Here is a 26,918-nt window from a genome sequence, read left to right on the forward strand (position 1 = left end):
TAATCCAGTTGTGGGTACAGGTGCATGGACGCAGGTGTCTGGACCAACTACTGCTTCCTTCAACAATGCTGCTCAATACAATACAACTGTTACAGGACTGTCTTCCGGAACTTATCAGTTCAGGTGGACCATCAGCAACAGTCCTTGTGCCAGTTCAAACGATGTGGTTACGGTGAGCATCGATCCGGCTACTGTACCGGGAACACTCTCTTCTAACAACACCGTTTGTGCAACTTCAAACAATGGAACTATTAATCTTTCAGGTTATACAGGCACAATCGTAAGATGGGAATCTTCAACCGACAATGGCAACACCTGGAATACTATCGCAAACACAACTGCAGCTCACACTTACAATAACCTGAACACAACTACCCAGTTCAGGGCCTTTGTGAAAAGCGGCGTTTGTGCAGAAGCTGCTTCCAATATCGTAACCATCACAGTTGACCAGCCTGTTATCCCCGGAACCTTAACCGGCGATAATACGATCTGTGCCGGAACAAACTCGGGCAGCATCAGCCTGTCGGCCAGCAGTGGCAATGTATCACATTGGGAATATTCAACCAATAACGGCAGCAGCTGGAACATCATTGCCAACACCGGCCTATCACTTACTTACCAGAATCTTTCCACAACAACACTTTACAGGGCTTTGATCGTAAACGGAACCTGTGCATCTGTTTATACAAACATTGTAATGATCAACGTTGCGCAACCCGTTACAACTGCCAATGCGGGCCCGGCACAGGTTATCTGTGGCTCTTCTTCTGTTATGCTCGCCGCCAACCAACCAGCTTCAGGAACCGGCACGTGGATATCACTGTTAGGTCCGTCTGCTGTTTCATTCAATAATAATACACTTGCGAATGCAACAGTATCCGGACTGATCCCTGGTCAATACCAGCTGGCCTGGATCGTTTCAAATGGCGTTTGCCCTTCTTCTATCAGCAGCACAGTCATCACCATTGATGCGGCAACTGTGGGCGGGACCGTTGCAGGAAGCACTACCGTTTGTGAAGGTGCTTCAGGTTCAGTTTCTCTCTCTGGCTATACGGGCAATGTTACTGCATGGCAAACATCAACCGATCTGGGACAGACATGGAATACCATTTCAAACAATACATCCGTATTTACTTACACCAACATCACAACAACAACACAGTTCAGGGCCATTGTGCAAAACGGCAGCTGTAACATCGCTTATTCAGGAATCGCTGCCATTACTGTAAACAGCAAACCTGACGCCGGCACTCTGGCTGCCGGCAATACAGTATGTGTAACCGGCAACCAGGGTAAGCTGCAGCTCTCTGGTTATAACGGAATCATCAGCCACTGGGAATCTTCAACGGATAATGGCAATTCCTGGTCTGCGATTCAGCATACAGTTTCTGAATACCAGTTCAATAATCTGACCAATACAACGCAATACCGCGTACAGGTTCAGAATGGAGTTTGTGCACCTGCTTATTCAAATCCTGTTACCATTGCAACGGATGCAGCAACAGTAAGCGGTACGCTTAAAGGAGACGCTGCTGTTTGTGCCGGCAAAAACAATGGCAACATCACACTCTCAGGTAATACCGGCGCTGTGATGCACTGGGAAGTTTCTGAAAACAATGGCGCAACCTGGCGTGTGCTGAATCTTCAGAGTAATGTTTATGCTTATTCAGATCTTTCTGTGACATCCGTATTCAGAGCCCTTGTTCAGAATGGCGTATGTGCTGCGGCTTATTCAAATCCTGTTACCATTACTGTTTCCCAGGTTCCTACACAGGCAAATGCAGGTGCTGATCAGCTGTTTTGTAATGGCACACAGACTGCGCAGCTGATAGCCAATATCCCTGCGGACGGAAACGGAAGATGGTCAATGATCTCCGGTCCTGCGAATGCCTTTATTGTAAACAGGAACCTGTCTGCAACAACTGTTAACGGCCTCAGGGCAGGCACTTACCAGTTTGCATGGACCATCAGCAACGGCAGCTGTGTCGCATCCGTTGATACTGTAAAGATCACGGTGGATACCATCCGTGCCGGCTTCAAACTCACCAGCATTTTCGATTGCGGAAAAACAACATTTAACTTTGCCGATACCACGCAAACCGTATCACGTATCGCATCCTGGAAATGGTCGCTCACTCCGGGTGATACCGTTACTACAAAGAATCACAACGTTTCCTTTACACAGCCAGGCGATCATTCTGTAAGCCTTACAACAACCAGCATCAACGGCTGCAGCAATACCATCAAGGCCGACTTTAAAGTGGACATCTATGAATTCCCTAAAGTAGATATCAATATGATCGGCGATGCATGTAAGGATCAGCTGCTGCAGTTAACGCCTTCTGTTAATTCAAAAGATTCGATCGCCTATATGCTGTGGAAGCTGGGCAACGGTGTAAATGCGAACGACATGGTGGTGAATGCCCAATACACAAGTGAAGGAAGTTACACGGTAAGACTGATCGTTTCAACCATTAACAATTGTTTCGATTCAGCTTACAAAAGCATCAATATTCACCCTACGCCATCCATTACCATCAGCAAAGACCAGCAGATCTGTAAGGGCGATACCGTTCGTTTAACGGCAAGCGGTGCTGTTAATTATATCTGGATGGATCAGAACAACAATGTCGTATGTAACGGTTGCAGCGAAACATCTATTAAACCAGCACTCAGCGGGCAATACAAAGTGGTTGGATATAACCAGTTCGGCTGCAGTGAAGTAAAAACGACCAGCGTTCGTGTGATACAGCCTTTCCGTATGAATGCAATTCAGGGCGATACGATCTGTGTTGGACAGAGCCGGCGTCTTTCCGCAACAGGCGCATCCAATTACAAATGGTATCCGGAAACAGGTCTCAGCAATACCACCATTGCTACGCCGGTTGCACAGCCGCTCGAAACCACCACTTATAAGGTTATCGGAAAAGACAATTACAACTGCTTCACCGATACAGCCGAAGTGAAGATCGTGGTTGGCAGGCCTACACCGTTCAGCCTTGGTAAGGACACAATCGTTACAGCCGGAAATAATTACCAGCTGAAGATCCTGTCCGGCGCAAAGGATATCGTGAAATGGCGCTGGAGCGGTTCCCCGGCCATCACTTGCCCTACCTGCCCCGAACCGCAGATCCGCGTTTCAGAAGATGCATGTATTACCTGTACCGCTATCAACATATATGGCTGCGCAAGTACGGATACCGTTTGTATCAAAACATTCTGTCCTGCCACAGAACTCTTTGTTCCCAATGCCTTCTCTCCGGACGGCGATGGTATCAATGACCTGCTGATCGTTCAGGGTAAAGGTATCAAGATGATCAGGAGCTTCAGGATTTTCAACCGTTGGGGACAAGTCGTTTTTGAAAAGAGTAATTTCTTACCGGGCGATGCGGCCAGTGCCTGGGATGGAAAGATCATGGGCCGTCCGGCTAACGCCGATGTATTTGTATATGTATGTGAGGTGATCTGTGAAAAAGGTCTGCCTTCCATTTTTAAAGGAAACGTAACTATTTTGAAATGATAAAGAACTTTACCCGCAACCTGCTTTTTACTGCACTGATCCTGCTGCCCGCTGCAGTGACCAACGCACAGGATTTCAGTTTCTCGCAGTTCTATGAACAACCATTGCTGCGCAACCCCGCGCTGGCCGGTATTTTTACAGGCGATCTCCGCGTGTCGATGGCTTACCGCGATCAGTGGGGGAGTGTAACCGTTCCTTTCCGTACCACATCGCTTAGTATCGAACACAAAATACCTGTGGGTTCAGGAAATGACGTACTGACCATCGGTTCTCAGATGAGTCTCGACGGCGCAGGTGATCTGCGGCTCAAAAGAACAATGATCCAGCCTGCGATCAATTTTCATAAATCGCTGAGTGATGACAAAGACACTTATTTATCCTTTGCATTTATGGGCGGGCCTGTAAACAGCCAGTTCGATGCCACACAACTGAAAATGGGTGATCAGTACCAGGGTGGTTCTCTCTCGGGCACAACTGCACAACCGATCAGGTCTACCGGTTATTCTTACTGGGATCTCACTGCAGGCGTAAGTTTCAGCAGCACGCTCGGCGATAAGACCAACTTCTATGTGGGCGCGGCACTTGCGCATGTAACCAAACCGGTGATCAAATCCGTAACAGGCAGCAGCACGAATGATGTACTCGCACCAAGGCTTTCACTCAATGTGGGCATCAACGCGCCATCGGGCGACAACGGGCATTTCATTGCTTTTGCAGATTATTTCAAACAGGGTGAACACAAGCAGTTGCTGGGTGGCATCATGTATGGCATGAATCTGCAGCAGTACGATTATGGGTCCCAGCCCGACATCCTGTATATCGGAAGTTTCATGCGCTGGGATGATGCACTGATCCCAACCGTCAAAATGGAGTTTGAACATTTCAGTGTTGGTGTGAGCTACGATATCAATATCTCCAAACTGAAAGTAGTATCCAACTGGCGCGGCGGACTTGAACTGACCGCTACCTACCGTGATTTCTTAAAGATCAGGAATTCAACACTTGATAAAGTAAGATGCGTTAAATTTTAACCGCACTTACATGATAAAGAAATAAGCAGCCACCTGGCAGATAATTCCAACCAGCAAACCGGCGTATACTTCTTTTTCAGAATGATCGCTTACGAGCAAACGGCTGGTGCAGACAAGTCCGGTGAGTAAAATAGCAATGCTGATGGAAAATCCCATCGGCGCCTGGTAATGGAACGCAAACAATATAACTGCAGCAACAGCGCCTCCTACACCCATTCCGTGCATACTGATCTTCATGTAATTGTTAATGATCAGTCCGAATACGGTTGCAGCAAAAATGCCCATATAGAAAAACTTCAGTACTGCAGGCTGGTCTGTAAAATTACGGCTCAGGTAATACATCCACCAGTAAAAGAACATAGTGATCACATAAGGAACGATCCGTTCTTTCTGCGTGCGGAGAAAAATACTTTCACTGAATTTCAGGCGCCATAACAGGAAAACCGCAAAGGCAGGGAAAAATGCGGTGAGCCAGAATACACTGAAAAAGCGCATTTTCAGCTGCCATACAGTGATGCCCGCAAATTCATAAGGGAACTGGAAAACCAGCAGGAGGAAAACATAAGTAGGTATGAACAACGGGTGGAACAGGTAAGAAATAAACTTAGCCGGCCATGTAAGCGCTGCGGGGTACCGAATACTGTTATTTTCCTGCATGTTATTCATTTTATAATTCTTTCCGCAACCTCGCTACCGGGATATTCAGCTGCTCCCTGTATTTGGCAACGGTTCTGCGTGCAATATTGTATCCTTTTTCCTGCAGCATATCAGTGAGCACTTCATCGCTGAGCGGTTTGCGCTTGTCTTCTGCATCGATGATATCATTCAGGATCTTTTTCACTTCCCTCGTACTTACTTCTTCCCCGCTCTCCGTACTCAGCGATTCGCTGAAAAAGAATTTAAGGCGGTATGTTCCGAATTCTGTCTGTACGAATTTGCTGTTGGCAACACGGCTCACCGTAGAGATATCGAGCCCGGTTATTTCAGCCACATCTTTAAGGATCATGGGTTTCATAGTGGTCTCATCGCCCGTAAGGAAAAATTCGCGCTGGTGTTTCATGATGGCACTCATCGTACTGATCAGCGTATCCTGGCGCTGTTTGATCATATCGATGAACCATTTGGCCGCATCTATTTTCTGCTTGATGAACAGCACTGCTTCTTTCTGGCGTTTGTCTTTCTTGCTGCCCTTATCGTAATCTTTCAGCATATCGCGGTAACCTTCGCTGATGCGCAGATCGGGAGCATTCTTGGCATTCAGTGTGAGTTCCAGTTTGCCATTATTATTGATCACAAAAAAATCGGGAACGATATAACTCTCCGCTTTGTTGATCTCACCGATATTACCTCCGGGTTTCGGATTGAGTTTGATGATCTGGCTGATCACATCGCGGATCTGCTCATCGCTAAGGTTCAGGCTCCGCCGGATCTTTTCGTAATGCTTCTTGGTGAACTCGTCGAAATATTTACTAAGGATCTGGATAGCCAGTTCAACGCTTTTTCCTTCCGCCAGCTTACGTTTCAGTTGTATCAGCAGGCATTCCTGCAGGTTGCGGGCGCAGATGCCGGGCGGATCGAACTGCTGTATCTGCTGAATGATCGATTCAATTTCTTTTTCATCTACCGTTAAGCCCTGCCTGAAAGCAAGATCATCCGCAATGGATGATAATTCGCGTCGGAGATAACCATCATCATCCAGGCTACCCACGATCTGCTCTGCAATTTTGAAACGCCGTTCGTCCATTTCCAGCATACCCAGCTGATCGCGCAGCATATCATGAAAACTCGATTCCACTTTGATGGGCATCACTTTCTGATCGTCCATCTCGGGATAGTTATCGTCTTTGAGTTTATAATCAGCGATCTCGCCGTCATCATCCATTACATAATCGCTGATGTCCACGCTGTCGTAATCGTCGGCGCTTCCATCAGGATCCATATCATCATCGCTGCTGTTATCGAATTCGTCTTTCAGATCATCCCCGAATTCATCTTCATGTCCCTCTTCATCCATTTCCAGCGCCGGGTTCTCTTCCAGCTCTTCCTTGATCCGCTCTTCCAGGTTGGCAGTAGGCACCTGCAGCAGTTTCATCAGTTGAATCTGCTGAGGCGAAAGCTTCTGTAATAATTTTTGTTGTAATGACTGACTTAACGACATTTTTTTAAATGCTGTTTACCTTTCTGAAACTCACTCACAAAACCATGCCTGATTTTTCTCAACGCGCTTTCCAAACGGGAATCGGCGTAAATTTACATACAAATGAAAGCATAGTGCATGTGAAAGCAATTTGTTTGTTTGTGAATTTATTCCTAATAACGGCCCTTACAACGTATGGGCAGCAATTCAGACTACCCGGAACATCCGGCCAGGCACAGACGGACAGCCTCAGGAAAAAGCCTCTACAACTAATTCCCGGAAATTATTATTCCAGCCGGCTTGCATTTTTCTGTAAAAAAGAACTGCAGCTGGAAAAGCTCACAAAGGTTTCAATAAAAATACGCCTGGGCAGCACAGATTATGTAGATCGCCTGGAAGGCAAACGTAAGAACTGATCTTACGCCTGCAATGCTTTCCTGATAGCTGCTACCATCTTCTCTCCTTTCTCCCTGATCTGATCTTCTGTCCACAACAGGCTGATCGCAGTAGAGATGCATCGACTCATGATCGCGTCACTTGCAGGAAAGCTGGTGGTACTCAGTTTGAGCAATGCTGCTTTCTGTTCATCTGAAACAGCATGCAGTGTTGTTGCAGTTTTCAGGTGATCCCATTGTTTGATATAATGCCAGTTGTTGGCGTACCAGTAAAAATTACCCGGGAGGACTCCCTGTGCTTTCATTTCTGCAACAAATGCTTTTGTATGTGCTTCCGTTGGCAGGAACCAGCTCAGATGCGTGCAGGTATCTCCCGCCGGATCAGGGATCTGCCTGAAGCTCACTTCCGGAACTTCCGCCAGCATAGAACGCAGCAGTGAATGGTTTTTACGTTGTATTTCCAGGAATTTATCCAGCTTCCTGATCTGCGCCAGGCCCACTGCTGCATGCAGTTCGCTGATCCTGTAATTGTAGCCCAGGAAAGGATGCTGGTCTGCACCGCGGTCGAGATTCAGGTGATCATGACCATGGTCTGTATAACCATCACATTTGGTATACACAGATTCATCGTTCGTTAATACCACACCGCCTTCACCGCAGGTAATGATCTTTACAAAATCGAATGAGAATGTTCCTGCATCGCCGATGGTACCAACATGGCGGCCTTTATAAGTAGCGCCGATACTCTGGCAGGCATCTTCCAGGAAGATCAGTTTATGTTCGTCGCAGATCTGCTTTAATGCATCTATATCGGCCATACTGCCGCACATGTGTACCGGCATGATGCAGCGTGTGCGCGGGGTGATGGCAGCGCGCACTGCAGCGGGATTTAAAGTAAGGGTTTCATCGATATCCACCAGCACAGGTATCGCGCCAACACGCAGTACTGCTTCGAAGCTCGCTACGAATGTGAATGCAGGCATGATCACTTCGTCGCCGAAGCCGATGCCCAGTGCTGCAAACGCAGTGGTAAGGGCAGAGGTTCCGCTGGAAGTAAGTTGTGCATATTTACTGCCAAACACTTCAGTGATGGCTTTTTCCAGTTCTTTGGCTTTCCAGACCCCTTTACGCGGGCCATCGAATCCATAACGCATGATAATACCCGTTTCGAGTACATCGTTTACTTCTTTTCTCTCTTCTGCACCAAAAAATTCAAAGCCTGGCATATATGATCGTATTAAGTATTGATAAAATTGCAGGCAAAAATAACAAGTTCAGTTTAAATGCACATGCCGTTCATCGTGATTCCAGGCAGGGAAGCCTCCGGCCATTCACCGGTTCTTCGTATTTTTACAGTAAATCTCCCAAGATGCGGTTATATTACTGTTACGATGCATACTGCGGCTGGTGTTACGGGTTCAGCACCGTGATCAGGAAAATACAGGAAACAAATCCCGCCCTGCAGATAGAGGTATTGTCGGGCGGCATGATCCTTCCCGAAAAACCGGTACATATTGGCGCTACCGCAGGTTATATCCGCAAAGCATACAAAACGGTGGAAGAATATACCGGTATTCAGTTCGGGGAAGATTATCTCTGGCATATCGAACATCCGGATCTCAGCGACTGGTACCCCAATTCGGAAAAACCAGCCATAGCGCTCTGCATTTTTAAAGAATTGTTCCCCGGAAAACAGCTGGATTTTGCTTCCGATCTTCAGTATGCATTGCATTATGAAGGCCGCGATCTTACAGACGATGAAGCTTATCGTCATATCCTGGAAAAATATGGTATCGATGCTGATGATTTCTACAGCAAGCTGAAAAGCGATCAGTATAAAGACCAGGCGCACTATGAGTTTTCACTGGTAAAGCAATTGCAGGTAACCGGCTACCCTACCGTACTGCTGCAGGTGAGCGATCACAAATTCCATCTTCTCGCACGCGGTTATACAGATTACGATACACTGCAGGCAAGACTGCAGGCCGTCCTCGCCGAACAAGCTCAGCAGCAATAATATTAAAACCGCGCAGAAAACTTGCACCAGCGGGGCAGATTGGTTATTTTCATAGTTAACAAAAATGCTTCGCTATGAAAAAAAACCACCTTTTGCTGGCAGGCTTATTTATGCTTGCAGCAGCCTGCAACAATGAATCCAAAAAAGAAGCGGATACTGCGGCTAAAAAAGATACCACATCGCAGTCCGCAGCCACCCCTGCCCCCGATTCCGCTACCATGATGAAAAACTGGGAAGCCTATATGACGCCCGGTGAAATGCATAAAATGATGGCTTCCTGGAATGGAAAATGGACAGCCGATGTAACCAGCTGGATGGCAGAAGATGCACCGCCCACCAAAAGTACCGGCACCGCTGTGAACAGTATGGCACTCGGAGGCCGCTACCAGGTATCCTCTTTTAAAGGTAATTTCAACGGTATGCCGTTTGAAGGCATGGGAACGCTCGCTTATGATAACGCGAAGAAAACCTTTATCAGCACCTGGCTCGACAATATGGGAACCGGTGTGATGAAACTGGAAGGAACCTGGGATGCAGCTGCCAAAACCATGGATATGAGAGGAAAAATGGTTGATCCGGGAACCGGCAAGGAAGTAGATGCACATGAGACCTTTGTTGTTAAGGATGATAAAACACAGGTAATGACCATGTATGCTCCGGGCGCCAACGGGAAAGAATTCAAGACGATGGAAATCGTTTTTACCCGTAATTAATTTAATAGCTGCCGGGCCTGTAATCGTTAAAAAATAGGGGGATACAGTAAGCCGCACGCTTCGTACTTCATTTTCCCTTTACTTTGCACCTCTTAATTCAGAATTATATGGAGTATAGTAAACTGATCTCTGTTACCGGCATGGGCGGTCTGTTTGAACTGGTAGGCAGCAAAACAGATGGCGCGATCGTTCGTTCACTCGACGATAAAAGCACCAAATTTGTAAGCAGCCGCATTCATAATTTCTCGCACCTCGAAAGCATCGAAGTATACACGGTTCGTGAGAACGTTAACCTCGTGGAAGTTTTCCAGGCGATGAGCAACAGCAAGGAAGCTCTTCCTTCAGACAAAGACGCTGCAGCCGTGAAAGCTTATTTCCAGAAAGTATACCCGGACATGGATTTTGCCCGCGTTTACAGCAGTGATATGAAGAAAATGGTTAAATGGTTCAGCATCCTGGATGCCAATAAGGTAGAACTGAAGATCTCGGAAGCCGAGGAAGAAGCAGAAGAAAACGCCTGATATTACAGGATAATATAATCAAAGCCCCGCATGCATGCGGGGCTTTTTCATGCCCATACATGAATTGTACCGTTTTCGAACTTGTTAAACTCCAAATATCCGCACAAAACCCAGCCCAAAAGCGCAAAAAGCCGCATCTTGATAAGCGGGAATCCTTAACTTGTGGCCCAGAATACTTACATATGAAAAAACTTCTAAGCCTCCTTTTGCTGTCCTGTTGCGTGACCGCCCTCTCCGCCCAGACAGACTTTTATGCCAAAACGAAAGATGCTGAACGCTGGGTAAACAAAAAGTTCAGGAAACTGTCCAAAGACCAGCGTATCGCCCAGCTGATGATCATCAGGGCGCACAGTAATCTGGGCGAAGCACATGTGAAAGAAGTAACGGAGCTGATCAAAAAATACAATGTAGGTGGCCTGTGTTTTTTCCAGGGCGGACCTGTGCGTCAAGCCGTTCTGACCAATTATTACCAGTCTATCGCTAAAACTCCGCTGATGATCGCTATCGACGGAGAATGGGGACTGGGTATGCGTCTCGACAGTGTGATCAACTTCCCCCGCCAGCTCATGATGGGCGCTGTACCGGATGCACAGCTGATCTACCAGTTCGGTAAAGCAGTGGGCGAGCAGTGCAAACGCATTGGTATCCAGGTGAACTATGCACCGGATGTAGACATCAACAATAACCCGATGAACCCTGTGATCAACGACAGGAGTTTTGGTGAAGACAAATACAAAGTAGCATTATATGGTGTTGAATATATGCGCGGTATGCAGGATGTAGGTGTGATGGCAACTGCAAAACACTTCCCCGGTCACGGAGATGTGGCAGTGGATTCGCATAAAGACCTGCCGGTGATCAACAAGAGCATGGCCCAGCTGAACGAACTGGAGCTCTATCCATTCCGTGAGCTGATCAAAGCCGGTGTGGGCAGCATGATGATCGCGCACCTATACATTCCCGCGATCGATACCACCACCAACCTCGCAACTTCACTTTCCTATAAAAACGTAACGGAGCTCCTGCGCAACGAACTTGGCTATAAAGGCATTTCATTTACCGATGCGCTCGAAATGCAGGGTGTTGCGAAATTCTTTCCGAAAGGCGATGCGTCTGTAATGTCGCTCATCGCGGGTAACGATATGCTTTGCCTGCCCGGCGATATTCCCGGAAGCATTACCAAAGTAAGGGAAGCCATCAAGGCAGGTAAATTATCATGGGATGATATCAATGCAAGGGTAAAAAAAGTATTGCTGGCGAAATATCACCTCGGCCTCAACAAAGTGCAGACTATCGATACCGCCAATATCACTGCTGATCTCAACGCGCAGACAGACAAAATCAGGCGCCTGGTAGCAGCAAACGCCATGACCCTGCTGGCAAGATCAAACAGCAATGCACTGCCACTGAAAGCGAAGAAAGTAGCTTTCGTTGGTATCGGCATCAATAAAACCAATGCTTTCGCAGCAAGGGTACAGAAAGATTTCGGCGCCGATGTGTTCCTGGTAGACAGCAGCACAACAGGCGAAGACCTGCTGCGCAAATTATCTGCATATGATATGATCGTAACAGGACTGCATAATTTCAGCAGAAGGCCAGCCAACACATATGGTCTGAATGAAAAAACACGTGCTATCCTGAACAAACTGCAGCAGCAGAACAATATCACTTTTGTATTCGGAAACCCTTATGCCATCAAATATATTAACCAGCCGACCAACCTGGTGGCATGTTATGAAGATGATGATATTACGCAGGAAGCAGCAGCAGACCTGTTACAGGGCAAAACAGAACCTAAAGGAAAACTGCCTGTTACCGTAAGCGAACAGTTTCCTTTCGGTAGCGGCATTATGTACAACAGCTATTTCCCGCTGGTGAAGCCCGAAACCGTAGGTTTAAACAGCACCCTGCTGAACAAGATCGATGTCATTGCTGCAGACGGTATAGAGAAAGGCGGTGCGCCAGGCTGCGTTGTACTGGTTGCCAAAGACGGCAAACTCGTTTACAACAAAGCATTTGGCTATACCAGCACCGACAAGCAGGTGCCAATGACAACCGATATGGTCTTTGACCTGGCTTCAGTTACCAAGATCTCCGCAACCACCGTTGCGATCATGAAACTGTACGAAGAAAACCGCGTAGACCTCAACAAGACCATCGGCGATTACCTGCCATGGACGAGAGGAACCGACAAAGCCCCTATTAAACTGATCGAAATATTATTGCACCAGGCCGGCCTCACGCCATTCATTCCTTTTTACAGGGAAGTGATCGATACGGCTACCGGCAAAGCACTGCCTGCTTATTTTACACAGACAAAGGACGCTGGTCACCAGTACCGGGTAGCAGAAGGCCTTTACCTGCGTAACGACTGGCAGGACAGCATTTATCAGCGTATCCTGCGCAGCAAAGTGACAGGTGCCGGCAAATATGTATACAGTGACAATGATTTCATTTTCCTCGGCAAAATCGTGGAAGCCGTGAGTGGCAAGCCGCTGAATCAGTATGTGCATGATGTATTCTACCAGCCCTTGCACATGACCAGCACAACGTTCAAACCACGTGAGATCATGCCGCTGCAGAACATTGTACCTACAGAAAATGAAAGTACCCATTTCCGCCTCCAGCTGATCCATGGCGATGTACACGATGAAGGTGCTGCCATGTTTGGCGGCGTGGCCGGACATGCTGGCCTGTTCAGCAATGCTTACGACCTTGCCCAGCTTTACCAGATGCTGCTGAACGGCGGTGAGCTGAACGGTGTGAGGATCCTGCAGAAATCGACCGTTGATAAATTTACCGCATACAGCAGCGATATCAGCCGCCGCGGGATTGGGTTCGACAAACCTGAAAAGGACAATGCTACCCGTAAGGAACCCTACCCTTCTGCCAGTGTTTCGCCGCAGACTTTTGGTCATACCGGCTTTACCGGTACTTGTGTGTGGGTAGATCCCAAATACAACCTGGTGTATATCTTCCTGTCAAACCGCGTGAATCCGACCCGGAATAACACCAAATTCGGTCAGTTGGGCATGAGGCCGAACATACAGGAAGCTATTTATCAGTCGATCATTAAATAATGCCCGGCATGTTCTAACTTTATTATATAAAACATGACTATGAAAAAACTCCTACGTTCGGTTCTGACGGTTGTGCTGCTGGGAGCGTTGTTCGCTTCCTGTAAGAACAAAGCGCCTAAAGAAGCCAGGCTGATCCCTAAAAATGCAAGTTTTGTATTTGTGATGGACGCGAAATCCATGCAGGATAAACTCCAGAAGGGAGGCATCAGCGTGGACGCGTTGCTGAAGAAGGTATTCCAGAACGATTCCACAGATCAGAAAGACAGGGAGCTGTTCAACGACCTGAACAATAACGCCGGTATCAACTGGAACAGCCGCATATTCGTGTTCACCACACAGAAGATCGTTGGCTCAGCTCCGGAAACAGCCGTTTCTTTTTTAACAGAACTGACCGATCCTGCCAAATTTGAAGCGTTCCTCAAAAAACAGCCGGATATGGCGGGCAAAGAGTTTAAGAAAGAAGGCACTTATAGTTATGTGATGCCGGAGAAAAGCGTAATGATTTCCTGGAGCGACAAAAACGTACTGACCACCCTCTACACGTCAACGGGCGGCAAACCGGTGTATGATACCACTACCATGACTTTCAAAGCACCTGAGGAAGTGGATGTAACAGCTGCTCTTAAAACGGAAGTAAACGCTTATTTCACGCAGAAAGAAAGTGAGTCGCTTGCCGATAATGACATATTCAATGATATGTTCAAAGAAAAGGCGGACGGGTATATGTTCACCAACAGCAACAGCGCACTGGCGGCATTGACCATGTTACCGATGCAGTTGCCCAAACTGGAAGAACTGCTGAAAGACAATTACAGCACGTCTACCCTCAGTTTCGAGAACGGCCGGATCATAGCAAAAACGACCTCTTATCCCAACAAGCTTGCGGGCAGCCTTCTGAAGCAATATGGCGGCGCTACAGTTAATATGAGTATGCTCGAGCATTATCCGTCGCAAAGCATCAATGGCGTGATGATGGCATCTTTCAACCCTGAAATTATCGGCGGCTTACTGAAGCAGCTGGAAGTGGAAGGTCTTGCGAATGCTGCTTTGCAGAAAAGCGGGCTGACCATGCAGGATATTTACAAGGCACTGAAAGGAGATCTTGCATTCATCGTATCGGATCTGAGCATTGCGCAGCCAGAACCACAGGCCGGACAGGACGAAGTAACCATGACGCGTAAAAAGCCAATAGGTAAAATGATCTTCAATGCAAATATCGGCGACAAAGCCGCATTTGCGAAGCTGATGGATAAAGCAGCAGAACAGGGTTTTGTTACTAAAAACGGAACTACTTACAAAGGCGGAGCACTCTTAACGATGCTTGGCTTCTACCTTCAGGCAGATGACAAGAACTTTATTCTGGCAAGTGATTCACTCACCTATGCGAAATACGTAGCCAATACAGAGAAAGCTGTGCTCAGCAACGATATCATGAAGCAGTTCAAAGACAAATCGATGGTTGCTTACTTTGATATTGCGCGCACTATCGATGGATTCATTGCAGGTGCAGGAAAAACAGGTTTCGACAAATCGATGCGTACTGCTAGGAATACTTTTAAAGATGCGATTGCTACCGGTAATAATTTCGACGGCAAAACGCTGAAAGGAGAATTTGAACTGCGCATGCAGGATGAAAAGCAGAACAGCCTGGTTACACTGATGAGTCTTGTAACCGATGTGGCAACTGATATGCGTGAGCAGGCCAGAAGGCAACGTGAAATGGAAGACAAGATCTTCCCTGCAGGCGTGCCGGCTATTATCCGCACCAATTAATATTGTCCATCTTAATAACCAACAGGATGAGCCCCGCAAAAACCAGGCAGGGCTCATCTTCGTTAGGAACTATCCTTACATAAATCATACATGGTTATGGATATCGAACTGGATCATATCATACCTGTTCCGCTGAAGGATAAAATACTTGCCCGGCAATCGGATATCTGGAATCGCCGGGTAACCTGGAAGCAAGGTTCATACATTAAGATCAAGGCGCCGAGCGGCACAGGCAAAACCACATTCATCCATATCTTATACAAACTGCGTACAGATTTTGAGGGAAATGTAAAGTTTGATGGCGCTTTGCTGGAAAAAACCGATGGCGATGCACTTGCCACCTTACGTCAGCAGCAGCTCTCTGTGATCCTCCAGGATCTCCGCCTTTTTCCGAACCTTACCGCAAGAGAGAATATTGAGCTGAAACGTGTGTTACAAATACCCTTTTATGAATCGGATAAAATAGATGCGATGGCCGCAGCACTCGGCGTACAACATGTACTTAACCAGCAGGCAGGGCTTTGCAGTTACGGGGAGCAGCAGCGGATAGCCATTATCAGGGCGCTGATACAGCCCTTTCAATGGCTGATTATGGACGAACCGTTCAGTCACCTCGATAATCATAATGCAACAAAAGCAGCAGCACTGATTGAAGAAGAGTGTAAAAAAAGAAATGCCGGTCTGCTGATCACCGACCTGGAAGATGACCAGCATTTCGCCTACTCACACCAGTTTAACCTTTAAACCCTGGTACATGCTGGATAAAATATTACAGAAACTCATCCGCACCGCAACAGGCCGTACCCGTTTTATCATGGCAGTTACGGGCTTATCCGTTGCATTGCTGCTGATATTGATGGCGGTACAACTGCAGACCAATTACAACGAACTCCTCAACAGCAAAAGCAACCAGGACAGCATTGCGAATTTTCTTGTGGTTAACAAACAGCTGAATGATCAGAATCTCGGCGCCACGGCATTAACCGAAAGCGAAGTGGCCGAACTACGGAAACAGCCCTTTACGGAATCTGTGGGCCTGCTGAGTCCGAGCCGGTTCAAAGCATCCATTCAAAGCAACAGCGAAATGTTTCCTTTTTATACCGATATCGCTTTCGAAAGTGTACCGGATGAATTTATCGATGTAACAAGCAAAGACTGGAAATGGGATGAACAGCAAAATATGGTCCCTGTGATCGTACCCAATATGTTCCTTGATTTTTACAATTTCCAGTTTTCCTTTTCACAGAACCTGCCGCAGCTGACGCAACAGGTGGTTAAGATGATCGTATTCCGGATCAATATTTATACAAGTACGGGAATACAGACTTTCAATGGCCGTGTGGTAGGTTTCAGCGACCGGATCTCTTCCCTGCTCGTGCCGCAGGGTTTTATGGATTGGGCAAACCGGAAGTTCAGTGGCGAAAACCAGGCAAAACCATCTCGGGTGATCATCAGAACCAACGATCCGGGCAATCCTGAACTGGTCAGTTACCTGAGAAGTAAAGGATTAACCACCGATGCAGACAAAACCAGGTTCAGCCGTTACCGCCAGGTAGTGGATATGGTGGTCAGCATTTCCTGGATAACCGGTGTAATCATGCTGGTTTTTGCAATGTTGATCTTTACCTTATTTATTCAGCTGACCATTTCCTCCTGTCGCCGGGAAATAGAGCTGCTTATAACGCTTGGCGCATCCCCGGGTCAATTGTATAAATTCTTAATGCGGCGATTTTTCCCCATTAATATAGTCATCATAGGCATTACATTAGTATTAATCTCAATATTACAATATTTGCTTCATCACTACCTTATTTCCAGAAATATACATATAGGAAAATATATTTCCTGGCAGACTGCAGTGGCTGGCATGCTTTTATTAGGCCTGATTTGGGTGGTAAACAGGGTAACGATCAAAAAGTATATTAGCGTGAGTTAGGAACATTTCAACGCAAAAACGTGATTTCCACGAAAAATGGGGTATAAAAACGAGGAAAACACCGGGCGAAACTCGGTGAAAAAACCGGGGGTGATAAAGAGTTTCTTTACTTCCATTTGGAAAATAATGTTCATCTTTGCATGTACAAACGTTGAAGTTGCGAGGAAAACCCGCAATTGCAGGCTTTTGTAAGCAATCAGATATTATTCGGTTTCTATATATAGCACCTGAGGATTCATATATTGAACCAAACCCTTGAAAATCAAAACTTTTTAAACATTACATTGATGAAAAAGATTCATTTACTAAGCGGCTTTGTGATGCTTGCTGCAGTTGCTACGCTGTTTGTAGCCTGCCAGAAAGAGCAGAATGGCCTTACGAAAGAGACAGAGACGGCTTCTTCCAACGAAATTGTTAACGGTGTTGCAGTAAATGCAAACGATGTTGCAGGATTGATTTCCAGCGATGCAGCAGACGAAATGCGTGATGAGTTCCTGAAGAAATATGGCAAAAACTCAACTCAATACGTAGCTTTTTCTACGAAAGATCTTGCTAACTATCTCGCAATCCTCACAAAAAAATACAAATCAGACAGTATTTATGTGAACTTTGGCGTGTACAACAAGAAAACTGCTACTTCAAAAGCAAACGAAGGTAAGCTGACTGTTTTCTTCATGGGCAAAAACAAAAACACTAAAACAGGTAATATCAGAACGCAGGCTGTGGATGATAGTGAAGATACTTCTTCCAACTACCTGAATCACGGCGGCATTTACCCATAAGCGTCTTATGCAGTCATTGGCTATTTACTTATATTTCCAGGTATTCAGCTTAATCTGCGCTATCATATTTGTAGGAAAAAGGGATAAAATTCTATCATATTTTATCCCTTTTCTTTTTTTAACGGTAGCGATAGAGGTTGTAGGTACCCTTTTTACCCGTCTGGGAATCCGGAACTACTGGATGTACAACGTATTTACCACTTCGGAATTCCTCTTTTATTCTTTCCTTTTTTATTTCCATTTCCATACTAAAGTATTCAAACGGATCGCACTCTGGTTCATTCCGTTTTATATTCTGGCAGTGACCATTAACCTGCTGTTCATACAGGGAACCAACTATTTTCATACATATACGTTTTTACTGGGTTCATTCTTTATTGTATTCTTCTGCTGTTTCTTCTTTTATGAATCGATCCTTCCGGAGCACATCAACAGTAAGTTGTCCAGGCAACCTTTTTTCTGGGTTTGCACAGGCCTCCTTATTTTTTACCTCGGTTCGGTGATTATCAATGCGCTTTTCGAATATTTGCGCGGAAGCGGTCTTCAAAGAGAGGGGATTAAAATTTATGGTATAATAAACCATAGTTTAAACGTAATTTTATACACCTCATTCAGTATCGCCTTTTTTCTATGCCGAAGCAACAGGAAGACATACTCATCACAATCGTCATAGCATCCGTTTTCCTTGTACTGATCGGATTTTTCCTTCTCCTCACCGTGTTCGTGTTTCTGAGACGGCAGCGAAAATTCCAGCAAGAAAAGGATGAAATGAAGAATAAATTTGATCAGACCATTCTGAAAACCCAACTGGAGATCCAGGAGCAGACCTTTACCCATATCAGCCGTGAGATCCACGATAATATCGGACAGATCCTGAGCCTGGTGAGGCTGAACCTCAGTACTTTCAGTCCTGCCACCCCTGAAGATAAATTCGAACATACAGACCAGTTGCTGGGTAAAGCCATCAAAGATCTGCGTGACCTGAGTCACAGCCTCCAGACCAACCGGATACATGATATCGGGATCATCGAGTCGATCCGTCAGCTCATGATCACCCTGGAAAAGACCGGTCGTTACAAGACCAGCCTGAAAATTGCAGATACGTTTACGGGTATAGATAAGGACACAGACCTGATCCTTTTCAGGATGATCCAGGAAATTGTGAATAATATCCTTAAACATGCCGGCGCCAGCTCTATCGATATGGAGATCAGCGGCGACCAGCACGATGCTGTTGTCAGGGTCTCGGATAACGGCTCGGGCTTTGACACAGAAAAGTTAAAAAATGCAGGAATGGGTATCGGATTACAGAATATTTTCAGCCGTGCCAAGATGATTCACGCAAGTGTTGATATAAAAAGTGCGCCCGGTATGGGAACAGCCATTATCTTGCATATCAAACCCAAATAATTTGCTATATGACCTCAGTAGCATTAGTGGATGACCATGAACTTTTACGTACGGGATTAGCTGCCATTATCAATTCTTTTGATGGGTATAAGGTTATTATGCAGGCAGGGAACGGAAAAGAGTTTATTGATAACCTGAAGAATGTAAAACAGCCGGATATTGTGCTCCTGGATATCACTATGCCGCTGATGGATGGTTTTGAAACAGCAGAATGGATCAAAAACAATCTCTCAGGTACAAGAGTGCTGGTATTAAGCATGCTTGAAAACGACATTGCCATTATCCGGATGCTGAAAAGCGGTGCAAGAGGTTATCTCTTAAAAGACAGCAAACCCAAAACCTTCAAACAGGCACTCGACAATATCCGGGATACCGGTTATTTTGTAAATGACCTGATCAGCGATAAACTGATGCATTATATCAGCAATGAAGATTCATTCCTGAATAAAACATCCCCTGCCGGTGCATTGAATGAAAACGAGATCCAGTTCCTGCAGCTGATCTGTTCAGATAAAACATACAAGGAAATAGCGGAAGAAATGTGTATCAGTCCGCGGACCATCGATACCTACCGCGACAATCTCTTTAAAAAGCTGGACATAAAAACGCGTGTAGGTTTAGCGATTTTTGCCATCAAGCACGGCATCATCGAAATATAGAATTTTAGATGCAGCATTTCCTCTGTTCGGTGCTGTAATCGATGCCGTGTACTTGAAAAAAGTACCGGGATTGAAATAACCAGGTATAATTTTCTTCAGTTTCGCAAACCCAGATCGTCTGCCTTTATTTCACGGAACTCAGAAGTCTGCCTTTTTAACATCCGGTTACGAACTATCGCCTTCCGGTTCTTCGCACATGCTTTCCAGTGCGTTCTCCTCCTGCCGCACGAATGCGATCACAAACCGGCCATATTCCTCATAGCAATAGGATTGCCGCACTTTATCATACGCGATCGGGGCGCCCATGTCTTTCAATAAAGCCAGGTATTCAAAAAGTGTGGTCTGGGATAATTCCATCCGCCTTGCCAGGCTTGTTGGTGAGCCGGTTGCTTTCCGGGCTATCAGGTAATCGATACGTTTGATCTTATCCACGAATTTTCTTCCCATACTGATTAATTGATCGGACCAAATTAGATGGAGTTCGGGACAAGGGGCCTTAGAAAAGTACCTGAAATTCTTTCGGAAAATACCCGTTTACCAATGCAGGTTTCCGTTTAACTTTAATCTATGGGTATGGCGCATCTTGTTATGATTTACCGCAACAGGCTTTGGAAGAAAACGATGCCTGGGTATAAAGCAATATCCCTGCTCACTGCCCTGCTGCATTTCTTTTCATTACAGGCCCAACCTCCGATCGGCCAATGGAGAACGCATCTGCCCTATCAACAGGCTGCACAGGTAGTTAAAGGCGGCAACAGCATTTTCTGTGCAGCGGGAGCCGGGCTTTTTGCAATCGATTCCGCATTGAACGTTACTTTCTTCAGCAAAACCTCCGGACTGAATGATGTGAACGTGCAGAAGATCGCGTGGGACAATAACACCCGCCAGCTGGTTGTAGCTTATGCAAACAGCAATCTCGATATCATCGCAGGTAAACACATCAGTAATATCGGCGATATCCGGCGCAGCACGATCGCTGGTAATAAAACAATCCGGAATATCTTCTGCAGCAACGGTACCGCTTACCTCGCTACCGGGTTGGGCATCGTTACAGCAGACCTTTCCCGCTATGAAATAAAAGACACCTGGATCATTGGCAACAACGGTAACAGTACCGGCATCAGTAATATTACCGAAGACGGGTCAAATTTCTATGCAGCCACTGACGAAGGATTGAAGCGTGTTCCCAAAACAGTATCTCCTGCCGATTACCGTAACTGGATCTCCTTCAGCGGTATCCTGCAGAACCCGGTGCAGAATGTTATTACCACTGACAACCGTATCATCGTTCAGAAAAATGATTCGCTGCTTGTTCTGAACAATAACACACCCGTGCTTTTTTATTATGATGCTGCATGGTCTGTTGTGTCCATCAATGCTTCCGAAAATCGTATCGTGATCTGTCAGCGTAATAATGCAGGCAACGGCCGCGTACTCGTATTACGTTCAGATGGCAGTACCGACAAAACCGTTCCGCAGCAAACCTTTACGCTGATGCCGCGCGCTGCCATTACTGATAATACTTCGGTATGGATTGCAGACAGCACTTCCGGTCTTTTGAAATACAATACTGCTTTTGAAAGCTATGTACCCGATGGCCCCGGCGCTTTTGTGCTGGGCGATCTGCTTGCTGCCACCCATACAATCTATGCCGCTGCCGGAACTGTTTCTGCGGCGTTTACAGCTTCCGGTAATAAAAACGGAGTGTTTGCCTTCCGCGATAATGAATGGCTCAGCAACCAGTTCTTCAATAAATCCATGCCCGACTCACTTGCCGATCTCCATACACTTGCAGCAGATCCGCTTAACGGAACACTCTGGGCCGGCAGCTATGGCGGTGGTCTGCTCCGCTATCTCGACGGCCAGGTATATGTTTATAAAAACTATAACAGCTCATTGCTCCCCGCATTCAATACCACCGGAGATTTCAGGATTGGCGGATTGGCCTTCGACCAGCAGCGGAATCTGTGGGTCAGTAACAGCAATGCTGTTAGAGGACTTCATGTACGCAAGGCCGACAGTTCCTGGCAATCGTTCTCTGTACCGGTACTTGCTGCAGGCAGCAGGCTAGGACAGGTTGTTGCAGATGAAGCCGGGCAATTATGGATCGTTGCACCCGGCGGGAATGGGCTGATCTGTTATAATCCCGGTAGCGATATCAGCAATACCGCCGACGACAGGTGGAAACAATATTTACAGGGAGCCGGTATGGGTAATCTGCCGGGCAATAATGCGTTGTGCCTGCTGAAAGACAAAAATGGTTTTATCTGGGTGGGCACAGACCAGGGAATCGGCATCATCCGCTGCGCATCCGCAGTATTTGATGCGCAGGGTTGCGATGCCATTCTTCCCGTTGTGCAGCAGGACCGTTTTGCCGGCTTGCTTTTCCGCAATGAAACGGTACAATGTATGGCCGCAGATGGTGCCGACCGTAAATGGGTAGGCACCAAAAATGGCGTATGGTTATTATCGCCTGATGGGCTTCGTATTATTTACCGTTTTGATGAAAGCAACAGTCCGCTGCTTGGCAATGATGTGAAACGTATTGCTGTTGATCCCGTAACCGGCGAAGTTTTTATGGCCACCAATAATGGGCTTTGCAGCTTCCGGAGTACTGCAACAGAGGGTGCGGCTGATAATAGAGACCTGCTTGTTTTTCCGAATCCTGTTCCTCCGGGTTATAACGGAACGATTGCGATCAGGGGACTCGTAACAGATGCCCTTGTCAAGATCACCGAACTGAACGGGAAACTTGTTTACCAGGTAAGATCACTTGGCGGACAGGCCACCTGGAACGGACGTAATTACAAAGGTGAGAAGGTTGCCAGCGGTATATATCTGGTACTCGTGCGCGATGACAGCGGCAATGAAAGAATTGCAGGTAAAATCGCTATTACTTCCGGCAGATAATTTATTGCTTTACGTAATCGTAAGAACGTACTACTTTGAATTTCAGCATGCCTCTGTCGCCGGGAACAACCCTGTACTGCACCTGCCTGATCTTTCCTGAGGGAACAAGCCTGCCGCTTGTGCTGTCTGGTGTATATATCGGGAAACGCCTTACCAGCGAACCTTCCATGAGGAAAAATTCGTCCTGGCCGTTATAGCCTTCTTTTAATTTCATGTCATCCACGATATCCGGAAAAACAATCGGCACTACGCTCTGGTTCTTCTCGGAACTGATACCAACCACATTGATCTTATTCAGTGAATCGCCATTGTGAACATAGAGTACAAGATCAGGAAATCCGTCGTTGTTGAGATCGTCTACTTCACCGCTTTTCAGGCGGCCTTTTATTTCGAAACTGAATTCACCGCGGGCTTCGCTTTCAAAACCGATCGGTGAAACGGATACATCATTCTTTTCGGCATACCTGTTATTGCTGTATACCTTATAGCCCGACTTACCGATTTTCATGGTAGTGTCTACTTTTTTGTTCTGTGCCTGCATTGTCAAAACCCCGCAAAAAAGAAAGGTGGTCAACAATAAAATGCTTTTTATACGCATCGGTAAATGATTGATCAGCTGGTAAGATAAAACTTTATTTCCAATGGGAACAGGCAGACCTGTCCCTGTCGATATCATTCAGATCTTACATATTTCTCCTGTACTGTCCTCCTACTTCGTAAAGGGTATGTGTGATCTGGCCCAGCGAACAGTATTTCACTGTATCCATCAGGGTTTCAAAGAGGTTCCCGTTACTGATGGCTACTTTTTTAAGTTCATTCAGTTTCTGCACTGATACAGCTTCGTTGCGTTTCCAGAAAGCTTTCAGGTTCTGGATCTGTTGTTCTTTTTCTTCGGTAGTAGAACGGATCACTTCACCAGGTAATACGGTAGGGCTTCCTTTCTTGTTCAGGAAAGTATTGACGCCGATCAGCGGCAGTTCGCCCGTGTGTTTCAGTGTTTCATAATGCAGGCTTTCTTCCTGGATCTTATTACGCTGGTACATTCTTTCCATGGCACCCAGTACACCACCGCGTTCCGTGATGCGGTCGAATTCTGCGAGTACGGCTTCTTCCACTAAATCCGTCAGCTCTTCTACTGCAAAACTTCCCTGTATGAAGTTCTCGGTATTGGCACTGCCCAGTTCCCTGTTGATGATCAGCTGGATAGCCATGGCACGGCGCACGCTTTCTTCTGTTGGCGTAGTGATGGCCTCATCGTATGCATTGGTATGAAGACTGTTACAGTTATCATAGATCGCATACAATGCCTGGAGGGTTGTGCGGATATCGTTAAAATCGATCTCCTGTGCGTGAAGACTGCGGCCACTTGTCTGGATATGGTATTTCAGTTTCTGCGAACGTTCATTGCCCTTGTACTTGTTCTTCATGGCTTTGGCCCAGATACGTCTTGCCACACGACCGATCACGCTGTATTCAGGATCCATTCCGTTGCTGAAGAAGAAGGAAAGGTTCGGCGCAAAATCATCGATATTCATCCCGCGGCTCAGGTAATATTCAACATAAGTGAAGCCATTCGAAAGTGTAAATGCAAGCTGTGTGATCGGGTTGGCACCTGCTTCTGCAATATGATAACCACTGATGCTCACACTATAGAAATTACGCATTTTACGATCGATGAAATAAGCCTGCACATCGCCCATCAGTTTCAATGCGAACTCGGTTGAGAAAATGCAGGTATTCTGTGCCTGGTCTTCCTTGAGAATATCTGCCTGTACCGTACCGCGTACCTGCGACAATGCTTCTGCCTTGATCTTTTCATATACATCTGCCGGCAGTACTTCATCGCCGCTGAGACCGAGCAAACGCAATCCGAGCCCGTTGTTTCCTTCAGGTAATCTTTCCGGTGAAGCGGGATTATAATAATGAGGCTTCGGCATATGGCGGTACTTCTCTTCCATCACTTTCTCCACATGCGCCCACTGGTTATTTTCTCCGATCCATTTTTCACACAACTGATCTATTGCCGCATTCATGAAAAAAGCCAGCAGGATCGGCGCGGGGCCATTGATGGTCATACTTACCGAAGTTTTCGGATCGCAGAGATCGAAGCCGCTGTATAATTTTTTGGCATCATCCACCGTTGCAATGCTAACACCGCTGTTCCCCACTTTTCCGTAGATATCGGGTCTTGATGCAGGATCTTCGCCATAGAGGGTAACACTGTCGAACGCAGTGGAAAGCCTGATGGCAGGCTGGCCAAGAGACACATAATGGAATCGCTTGTTGGTTCTTTCCGGTCCGCCTTCACCGGCAAACATCCTTGTCGGGTCTTCGCCCTGGCGCTTCAGTTCAAACACACCTGCAGTATAAGGGAACTCTCCCGGCACATTTTCCTGCAGCTGCCAGTGCAATATATCGCCCCAGTCTTTATACTTTGGCAGTACGAGTTTCGGAATCCTTGTTCCGCTAAGTGAAGTAGTGGTAAGCGATTGCCTGATCACTTTATCGCGCACTTTGTATTCAAAAAAATCCGCTTTGTATTTCTCTGTCAGCGCCGGCCATATATTCAGCAGTTTTTTCGCATCTGCATGTAATTGTTCGGCGGTTTCTTCTTTTAATTTTTCAAGTGCAGCTTTCACATCGCCCGTTACATTTTCGAGTACGCCATTCAGCTGGTATAATTTCGATGCGATCGCGCTTTGTTCTTTTACCCAGGCATCGTAAGACCTGTTATTCTCAGCTATCTCTGCCAGGTAACGAACTCTTTTCGGCGGGATGATCTGCGATTTGGTTGATGTGTCATGCGTATGTGCATGTATCTCCACATCACCAAAGGTCTTGCCCGTTTTATCTTTTATGGCTATCATGAGTTTCTCGAACAGTTCATTGACGCCCGGATCATTGAACTGCGCTGCGATTGTACCAACGATCGGCAATTGCGCGTCTTTGGCATCCCATAATCCGTGGTTGCGCTTATACTGTTTGCGCACGTCGTGCAAGGCATCCAGTGCGCCGGCTTTATCGAACTTGTTGATGCAGACCACATCTGCATAATCCAGCATATTGATCTTTTCAAGCTGAGATGCTGCGCCGTATTCAGGCGTCATTACATAAAGGCTTACATCGCAGTAATCAAGGATCGATGCATCACTCTGACCCACACCTGCAGATTCGAGAATGATAAAATCAAACCCTGCAGACCTGCATATATTGATCGCATCCTGCACGTGAACGCTCAGCGCGGTGTTGTCATCTCTTGTGGCAAGACTGCGCATATAGGCCCGTGGATGCGAGATGGAGTTCATCCGGATCCTGTCGCCCAGCAATGCGCCGCCTGTTTTCTTTTTGGAAGGATCTACGGAGATCACCGCAATGGTCTTCTCTTCAAACGTATGCAGGAACCGGCGTACGATCTCATCCGTAACACTGCTCTTTCCTGCGCCGCCGGTACCGGTAATACCTAATACGGGAACCAGTGTTTCGGCTGCAGCAATATCGATATTGATCCCGTTCTCTACATTGGTAATGGCGCGTGCTACCTGGCGTACATCTTTCACTTCGCCAAGGGTCATTGCTTCAGGGTAAACGCCATTGCCGTTCAGGTTGAAATCGCATTGTCTGATCACATCCTCGATCATACCTTCCAGGCCCATCTGGCGACCGTCATCAGGGCTGTATATTCTTGTAACGCCATACTGCTGCAGTTCCCTGATCTCTTCCGGCAGGATGGTACCGCCGCCACCGCCGAAGATCCTGATATGGCCGCAACCATTCTGGTCGAGCAGGTCTTTCATGTATTTGAAGAACTCCACGTGACCGCCCTGGTAGCTGGTAATGGCAATTCCCTGTGCATCTTCCTCGATAGCGCATTCCACAATTTCATGCACGCTGCGGTTATGTCCGAGGTGGATGATCTCGGCTCCTTTTGCCTGGAGTATACGCCGCATGATATTAATGGCTGCGTCATGGCCATCGAACAGACTTGCTGCGGTTACGATCCTGATCTTATGTTGCGGTGTATAGGGCATATCTAT

Annotated in this window: 21 protein-coding genes; 14 read left to right on the plus strand and 7 right to left on the minus strand. The window is 46.7% G+C overall.

The annotated features are described in order from the left end of the window. Positions 1 to 3,520: DUF8696 domain-containing protein (locus tag B5D42_RS05715; protein ID WP_078830516.1), on the plus strand; the 3,520-nt coding region annotated here is incomplete at its 5' end. Further along, complete coding sequence (locus B5D42_RS05720) at positions 3,517 to 4,551, plus strand: PorP/SprF family type IX secretion system membrane protein (RefSeq protein WP_078830517.1); 1,035 nt, start codon at positions 3,517 to 3,519, stop codon at positions 4,549 to 4,551. The genes B5D42_RS05715 and B5D42_RS05720, both read left to right, overlap by 4 nt. A gap of 6 nt (positions 4,552 to 4,557) precedes the next feature. Here B5D42_RS05720 and B5D42_RS05725 read toward each other — a convergent pair whose 3' ends face one another. Both B5D42_RS05725 and rpoN read right to left on the minus strand, forming a co-directional pair. After that, on the minus strand, positions 4,558 to 5,208 hold the full coding sequence (locus B5D42_RS05725; RefSeq protein ID WP_139367007.1) for a hypothetical protein: 651 nt from the start codon (positions 5,206 to 5,208) through the stop codon (positions 4,558 to 4,560). Positions 5,209 to 5,218: 10 nt separating this feature from the next. Next, positions 5,219 to 6,709: an RNA polymerase factor sigma-54 gene (rpoN, locus tag B5D42_RS05730; RefSeq protein WP_078830519.1), complete on the minus strand. Its 1,491-nt coding sequence runs from the start codon at positions 6,707 to 6,709 to the stop codon at positions 5,219 to 5,221. Positions 6,710 to 6,849: 140 nt separating this feature from the next. On the opposite strand from rpoN, the gene B5D42_RS05735 reads away from it, so the two are divergent. Beyond that, the gene (locus tag B5D42_RS05735) at positions 6,850 to 7,104 is read left to right on the plus strand and encodes a hypothetical protein (RefSeq protein ID WP_139367008.1); all 255 of its coding nucleotides are present in this window, start codon (positions 6,850 to 6,852) and stop codon (positions 7,102 to 7,104) included. Positions 7,105 to 7,106: 2 nt separating this feature from the next. Here the strand turns inward: B5D42_RS05735 and B5D42_RS05740 are convergent, their stop codons facing one another. Beyond that, a complete protein-coding gene (locus B5D42_RS05740) occupies positions 7,107 to 8,309 on the minus strand; it encodes a DegT/DnrJ/EryC1/StrS family aminotransferase (protein WP_078830521.1) in 1,203 nt (400 codons plus the stop codon). 2 nt (positions 8,310 to 8,311) lie between these two features. On the opposite strand from B5D42_RS05740, the gene B5D42_RS05745 reads away from it, so the two are divergent. From B5D42_RS05745 to B5D42_RS05780, 8 genes are all read left to right on the plus strand, one after another. Next, entirely contained in the window at positions 8,312 to 9,100 is a 789-nt protein-coding gene (locus tag B5D42_RS05745) for a DsbA family protein (protein ID WP_245825581.1), read from the plus strand. 74 nt (positions 9,101 to 9,174) lie between these two features. After that, entirely contained in the window at positions 9,175 to 9,813 is a 639-nt protein-coding gene (locus B5D42_RS05750) for a DUF1579 domain-containing protein (protein ID WP_139367009.1), read from the plus strand. Positions 9,814 to 9,920: 107 nt separating this feature from the next. Beyond that, positions 9,921 to 10,334 (plus strand): DUF5606 family protein, encoded by a 414-nt coding sequence (locus tag B5D42_RS05755; protein WP_176112916.1) that lies wholly within the window; start codon positions 9,921 to 9,923, stop codon positions 10,332 to 10,334. A 182-nt stretch (positions 10,335 to 10,516) separates the two neighbouring features. Continuing rightward, positions 10,517 to 13,414 (plus strand): serine hydrolase domain-containing protein, encoded by a 2,898-nt coding sequence (locus B5D42_RS05760; protein WP_078830522.1) that lies wholly within the window; start codon positions 10,517 to 10,519, stop codon positions 13,412 to 13,414. 39 nt (positions 13,415 to 13,453) lie between these two features. Continuing rightward, positions 13,454 to 15,187: a DUF4836 family protein gene (locus B5D42_RS05765; protein WP_176112917.1), complete on the plus strand. Its 1,734-nt coding sequence runs from the start codon at positions 13,454 to 13,456 to the stop codon at positions 15,185 to 15,187. A 96-nt stretch (positions 15,188 to 15,283) separates the two neighbouring features. Continuing rightward, positions 15,284 to 15,931: an ATP-binding cassette domain-containing protein gene (locus B5D42_RS05770; RefSeq protein WP_176112918.1), complete on the plus strand. Its 648-nt coding sequence runs from the start codon at positions 15,284 to 15,286 to the stop codon at positions 15,929 to 15,931. 10 nt (positions 15,932 to 15,941) lie between these two features. Beyond that, a complete protein-coding gene (locus tag B5D42_RS05775) occupies positions 15,942 to 17,123 on the plus strand; it encodes a transporter (RefSeq protein WP_176112919.1) in 1,182 nt (393 codons plus the stop codon). Between the two features lie 287 nt (positions 17,124 to 17,410). Further along, positions 17,411 to 17,905, plus strand: coding sequence for a hypothetical protein (locus B5D42_RS05780; RefSeq protein ID WP_078830526.1), 495 nt, complete (start codon positions 17,411 to 17,413; stop codon positions 17,903 to 17,905). Between the two features lie 118 nt (positions 17,906 to 18,023). Here B5D42_RS05780 and B5D42_RS05785 read toward each other — a convergent pair whose 3' ends face one another. Beyond that, positions 18,024 to 18,251, minus strand: a complete 228-nt coding sequence (locus B5D42_RS05785; protein WP_139367010.1) for a hypothetical protein — start codon at positions 18,249 to 18,251, stop codon at positions 18,024 to 18,026. A gap of 422 nt (positions 18,252 to 18,673) precedes the next feature. On the opposite strand from B5D42_RS05785, the gene B5D42_RS05790 reads away from it, so the two are divergent. Together B5D42_RS05790 and B5D42_RS05795 are read left to right on the plus strand one after the other, a co-directional pair. Continuing rightward, entirely contained in the window at positions 18,674 to 19,315 is a 642-nt protein-coding gene (locus B5D42_RS05790; protein WP_176112920.1) for a sensor histidine kinase, read from the plus strand. 8 nt (positions 19,316 to 19,323) lie between these two features. Further along, the gene (locus tag B5D42_RS05795) at positions 19,324 to 19,974 is read left to right on the plus strand and encodes a response regulator transcription factor (RefSeq protein WP_078830529.1); all 651 of its coding nucleotides are present in this window, start codon (positions 19,324 to 19,326) and stop codon (positions 19,972 to 19,974) included. Positions 19,975 to 20,139: 165 nt separating this feature from the next. Here the strand turns inward: B5D42_RS05795 and B5D42_RS05800 are convergent, their stop codons facing one another. Continuing rightward, positions 20,140 to 20,421, minus strand: a complete 282-nt coding sequence (locus B5D42_RS05800) for a hypothetical protein (protein ID WP_078830530.1) — start codon at positions 20,419 to 20,421, stop codon at positions 20,140 to 20,142. A gap of 126 nt (positions 20,422 to 20,547) precedes the next feature. Here B5D42_RS05800 and porZ point away from each other — a divergent pair, with 126 nt between their 5' ends. Then, positions 20,548 to 22,884 (plus strand): type IX secretion system anionic LPS delivery protein PorZ, encoded by a 2,337-nt coding sequence (gene porZ, locus B5D42_RS05805; protein WP_176112921.1) that lies wholly within the window; start codon positions 20,548 to 20,550, stop codon positions 22,882 to 22,884. Between the two features lies 1 nt (position 22,885). Here the strand turns inward: porZ and B5D42_RS05810 are convergent, their stop codons facing one another. Then, a complete protein-coding gene (locus B5D42_RS05810) occupies positions 22,886 to 23,431 on the minus strand; it encodes a hypothetical protein (RefSeq protein ID WP_217698792.1) in 546 nt (181 codons plus the stop codon). 136 nt (positions 23,432 to 23,567) lie between these two features. Further along, complete coding sequence (locus B5D42_RS05815; protein ID WP_078830533.1) at positions 23,568 to 26,912, minus strand: methylmalonyl-CoA mutase family protein; 3,345 nt, start codon at positions 26,910 to 26,912, stop codon at positions 23,568 to 23,570. Positions 26,913 to 26,918 lie beyond the last annotated feature (6 nt).

The organism is Sediminibacterium ginsengisoli (genome assembly GCF_900167075.1).
Lineage (GTDB): Bacteria > Bacteroidota > Bacteroidia > Chitinophagales > Chitinophagaceae > Sediminibacterium > Sediminibacterium ginsengisoli.

What these genes read in the sequence shown, in the direction of transcription:
- B5D42_RS05795 (WP_078830529.1), top strand. Translation starts at nt 19,324, where the DNA reads ATGACCTCAGTAGCATTAGTGGATGACCATGAACTTTTACGTACGGGA.
- B5D42_RS05775 (WP_176112919.1), top strand. Translation starts at nt 15,942, where the DNA reads ATGCTGGATAAAATATTACAGAAACTCATCCGCACCGCAACAGGCCGT.
- B5D42_RS05750 (WP_139367009.1), top strand. Translation starts at nt 9,175, where the DNA reads ATGAAAAAAAACCACCTTTTGCTGGCAGGCTTATTTATGCTTGCAGCA.
- B5D42_RS05720 (WP_078830517.1), top strand. Translation starts at nt 3,517, where the DNA reads ATGATAAAGAACTTTACCCGCAACCTGCTTTTTACTGCACTGATCCTG.
- B5D42_RS05755 (WP_176112916.1), top strand. Translation starts at nt 9,921, where the DNA reads ATGGAGTATAGTAAACTGATCTCTGTTACCGGCATGGGCGGTCTGTTT.
- B5D42_RS05785 (WP_139367010.1), bottom strand. Translation starts at nt 18,251, where the DNA reads ATGAAAATAGTTGGTTCCCTGTATGAACAGCAGGTTAATGGTCACTGC.
- B5D42_RS05760 (WP_078830522.1), top strand. Translation starts at nt 10,517, where the DNA reads ATGAAAAAACTTCTAAGCCTCCTTTTGCTGTCCTGTTGCGTGACCGCC.
- porZ (WP_176112921.1), top strand. Translation starts at nt 20,548, where the DNA reads ATGGCGCATCTTGTTATGATTTACCGCAACAGGCTTTGGAAGAAAACG.
- B5D42_RS05740 (WP_078830521.1), bottom strand. Translation starts at nt 8,309, where the DNA reads ATGCCAGGCTTTGAATTTTTTGGTGCAGAAGAGAGAAAAGAAGTAAAC.
- B5D42_RS05745 (WP_245825581.1), top strand. Translation starts at nt 8,312, where the DNA reads ATGATCGTATTAAGTATTGATAAAATTGCAGGCAAAAATAACAAGTTC.
- B5D42_RS05800 (WP_078830530.1), bottom strand. Translation starts at nt 20,421, where the DNA reads ATGGGAAGAAAATTCGTGGATAAGATCAAACGTATCGATTACCTGATA.
- B5D42_RS05790 (WP_176112920.1), top strand. Translation starts at nt 18,674, where the DNA reads ATGAAGAATAAATTTGATCAGACCATTCTGAAAACCCAACTGGAGATC.
- B5D42_RS05780 (WP_078830526.1), top strand. Translation starts at nt 17,411, where the DNA reads ATGAAAAAGATTCATTTACTAAGCGGCTTTGTGATGCTTGCTGCAGTT.
- B5D42_RS05770 (WP_176112918.1), top strand. Translation starts at nt 15,284, where the DNA reads ATGGATATCGAACTGGATCATATCATACCTGTTCCGCTGAAGGATAAA.
- rpoN (WP_078830519.1), bottom strand. Translation starts at nt 6,709, where the DNA reads ATGTCGTTAAGTCAGTCATTACAACAAAAATTATTACAGAAGCTTTCG.
- B5D42_RS05765 (WP_176112917.1), top strand. Translation starts at nt 13,454, where the DNA reads ATGAAAAAACTCCTACGTTCGGTTCTGACGGTTGTGCTGCTGGGAGCG.
- B5D42_RS05725 (WP_139367007.1), bottom strand. Translation starts at nt 5,208, where the DNA reads ATGCAGGAAAATAACAGTATTCGGTACCCCGCAGCGCTTACATGGCCG.
- B5D42_RS05815 (WP_078830533.1), bottom strand. Translation starts at nt 26,912, where the DNA reads ATGCCCTATACACCGCAACATAAGATCAGGATCGTAACCGCAGCAAGT.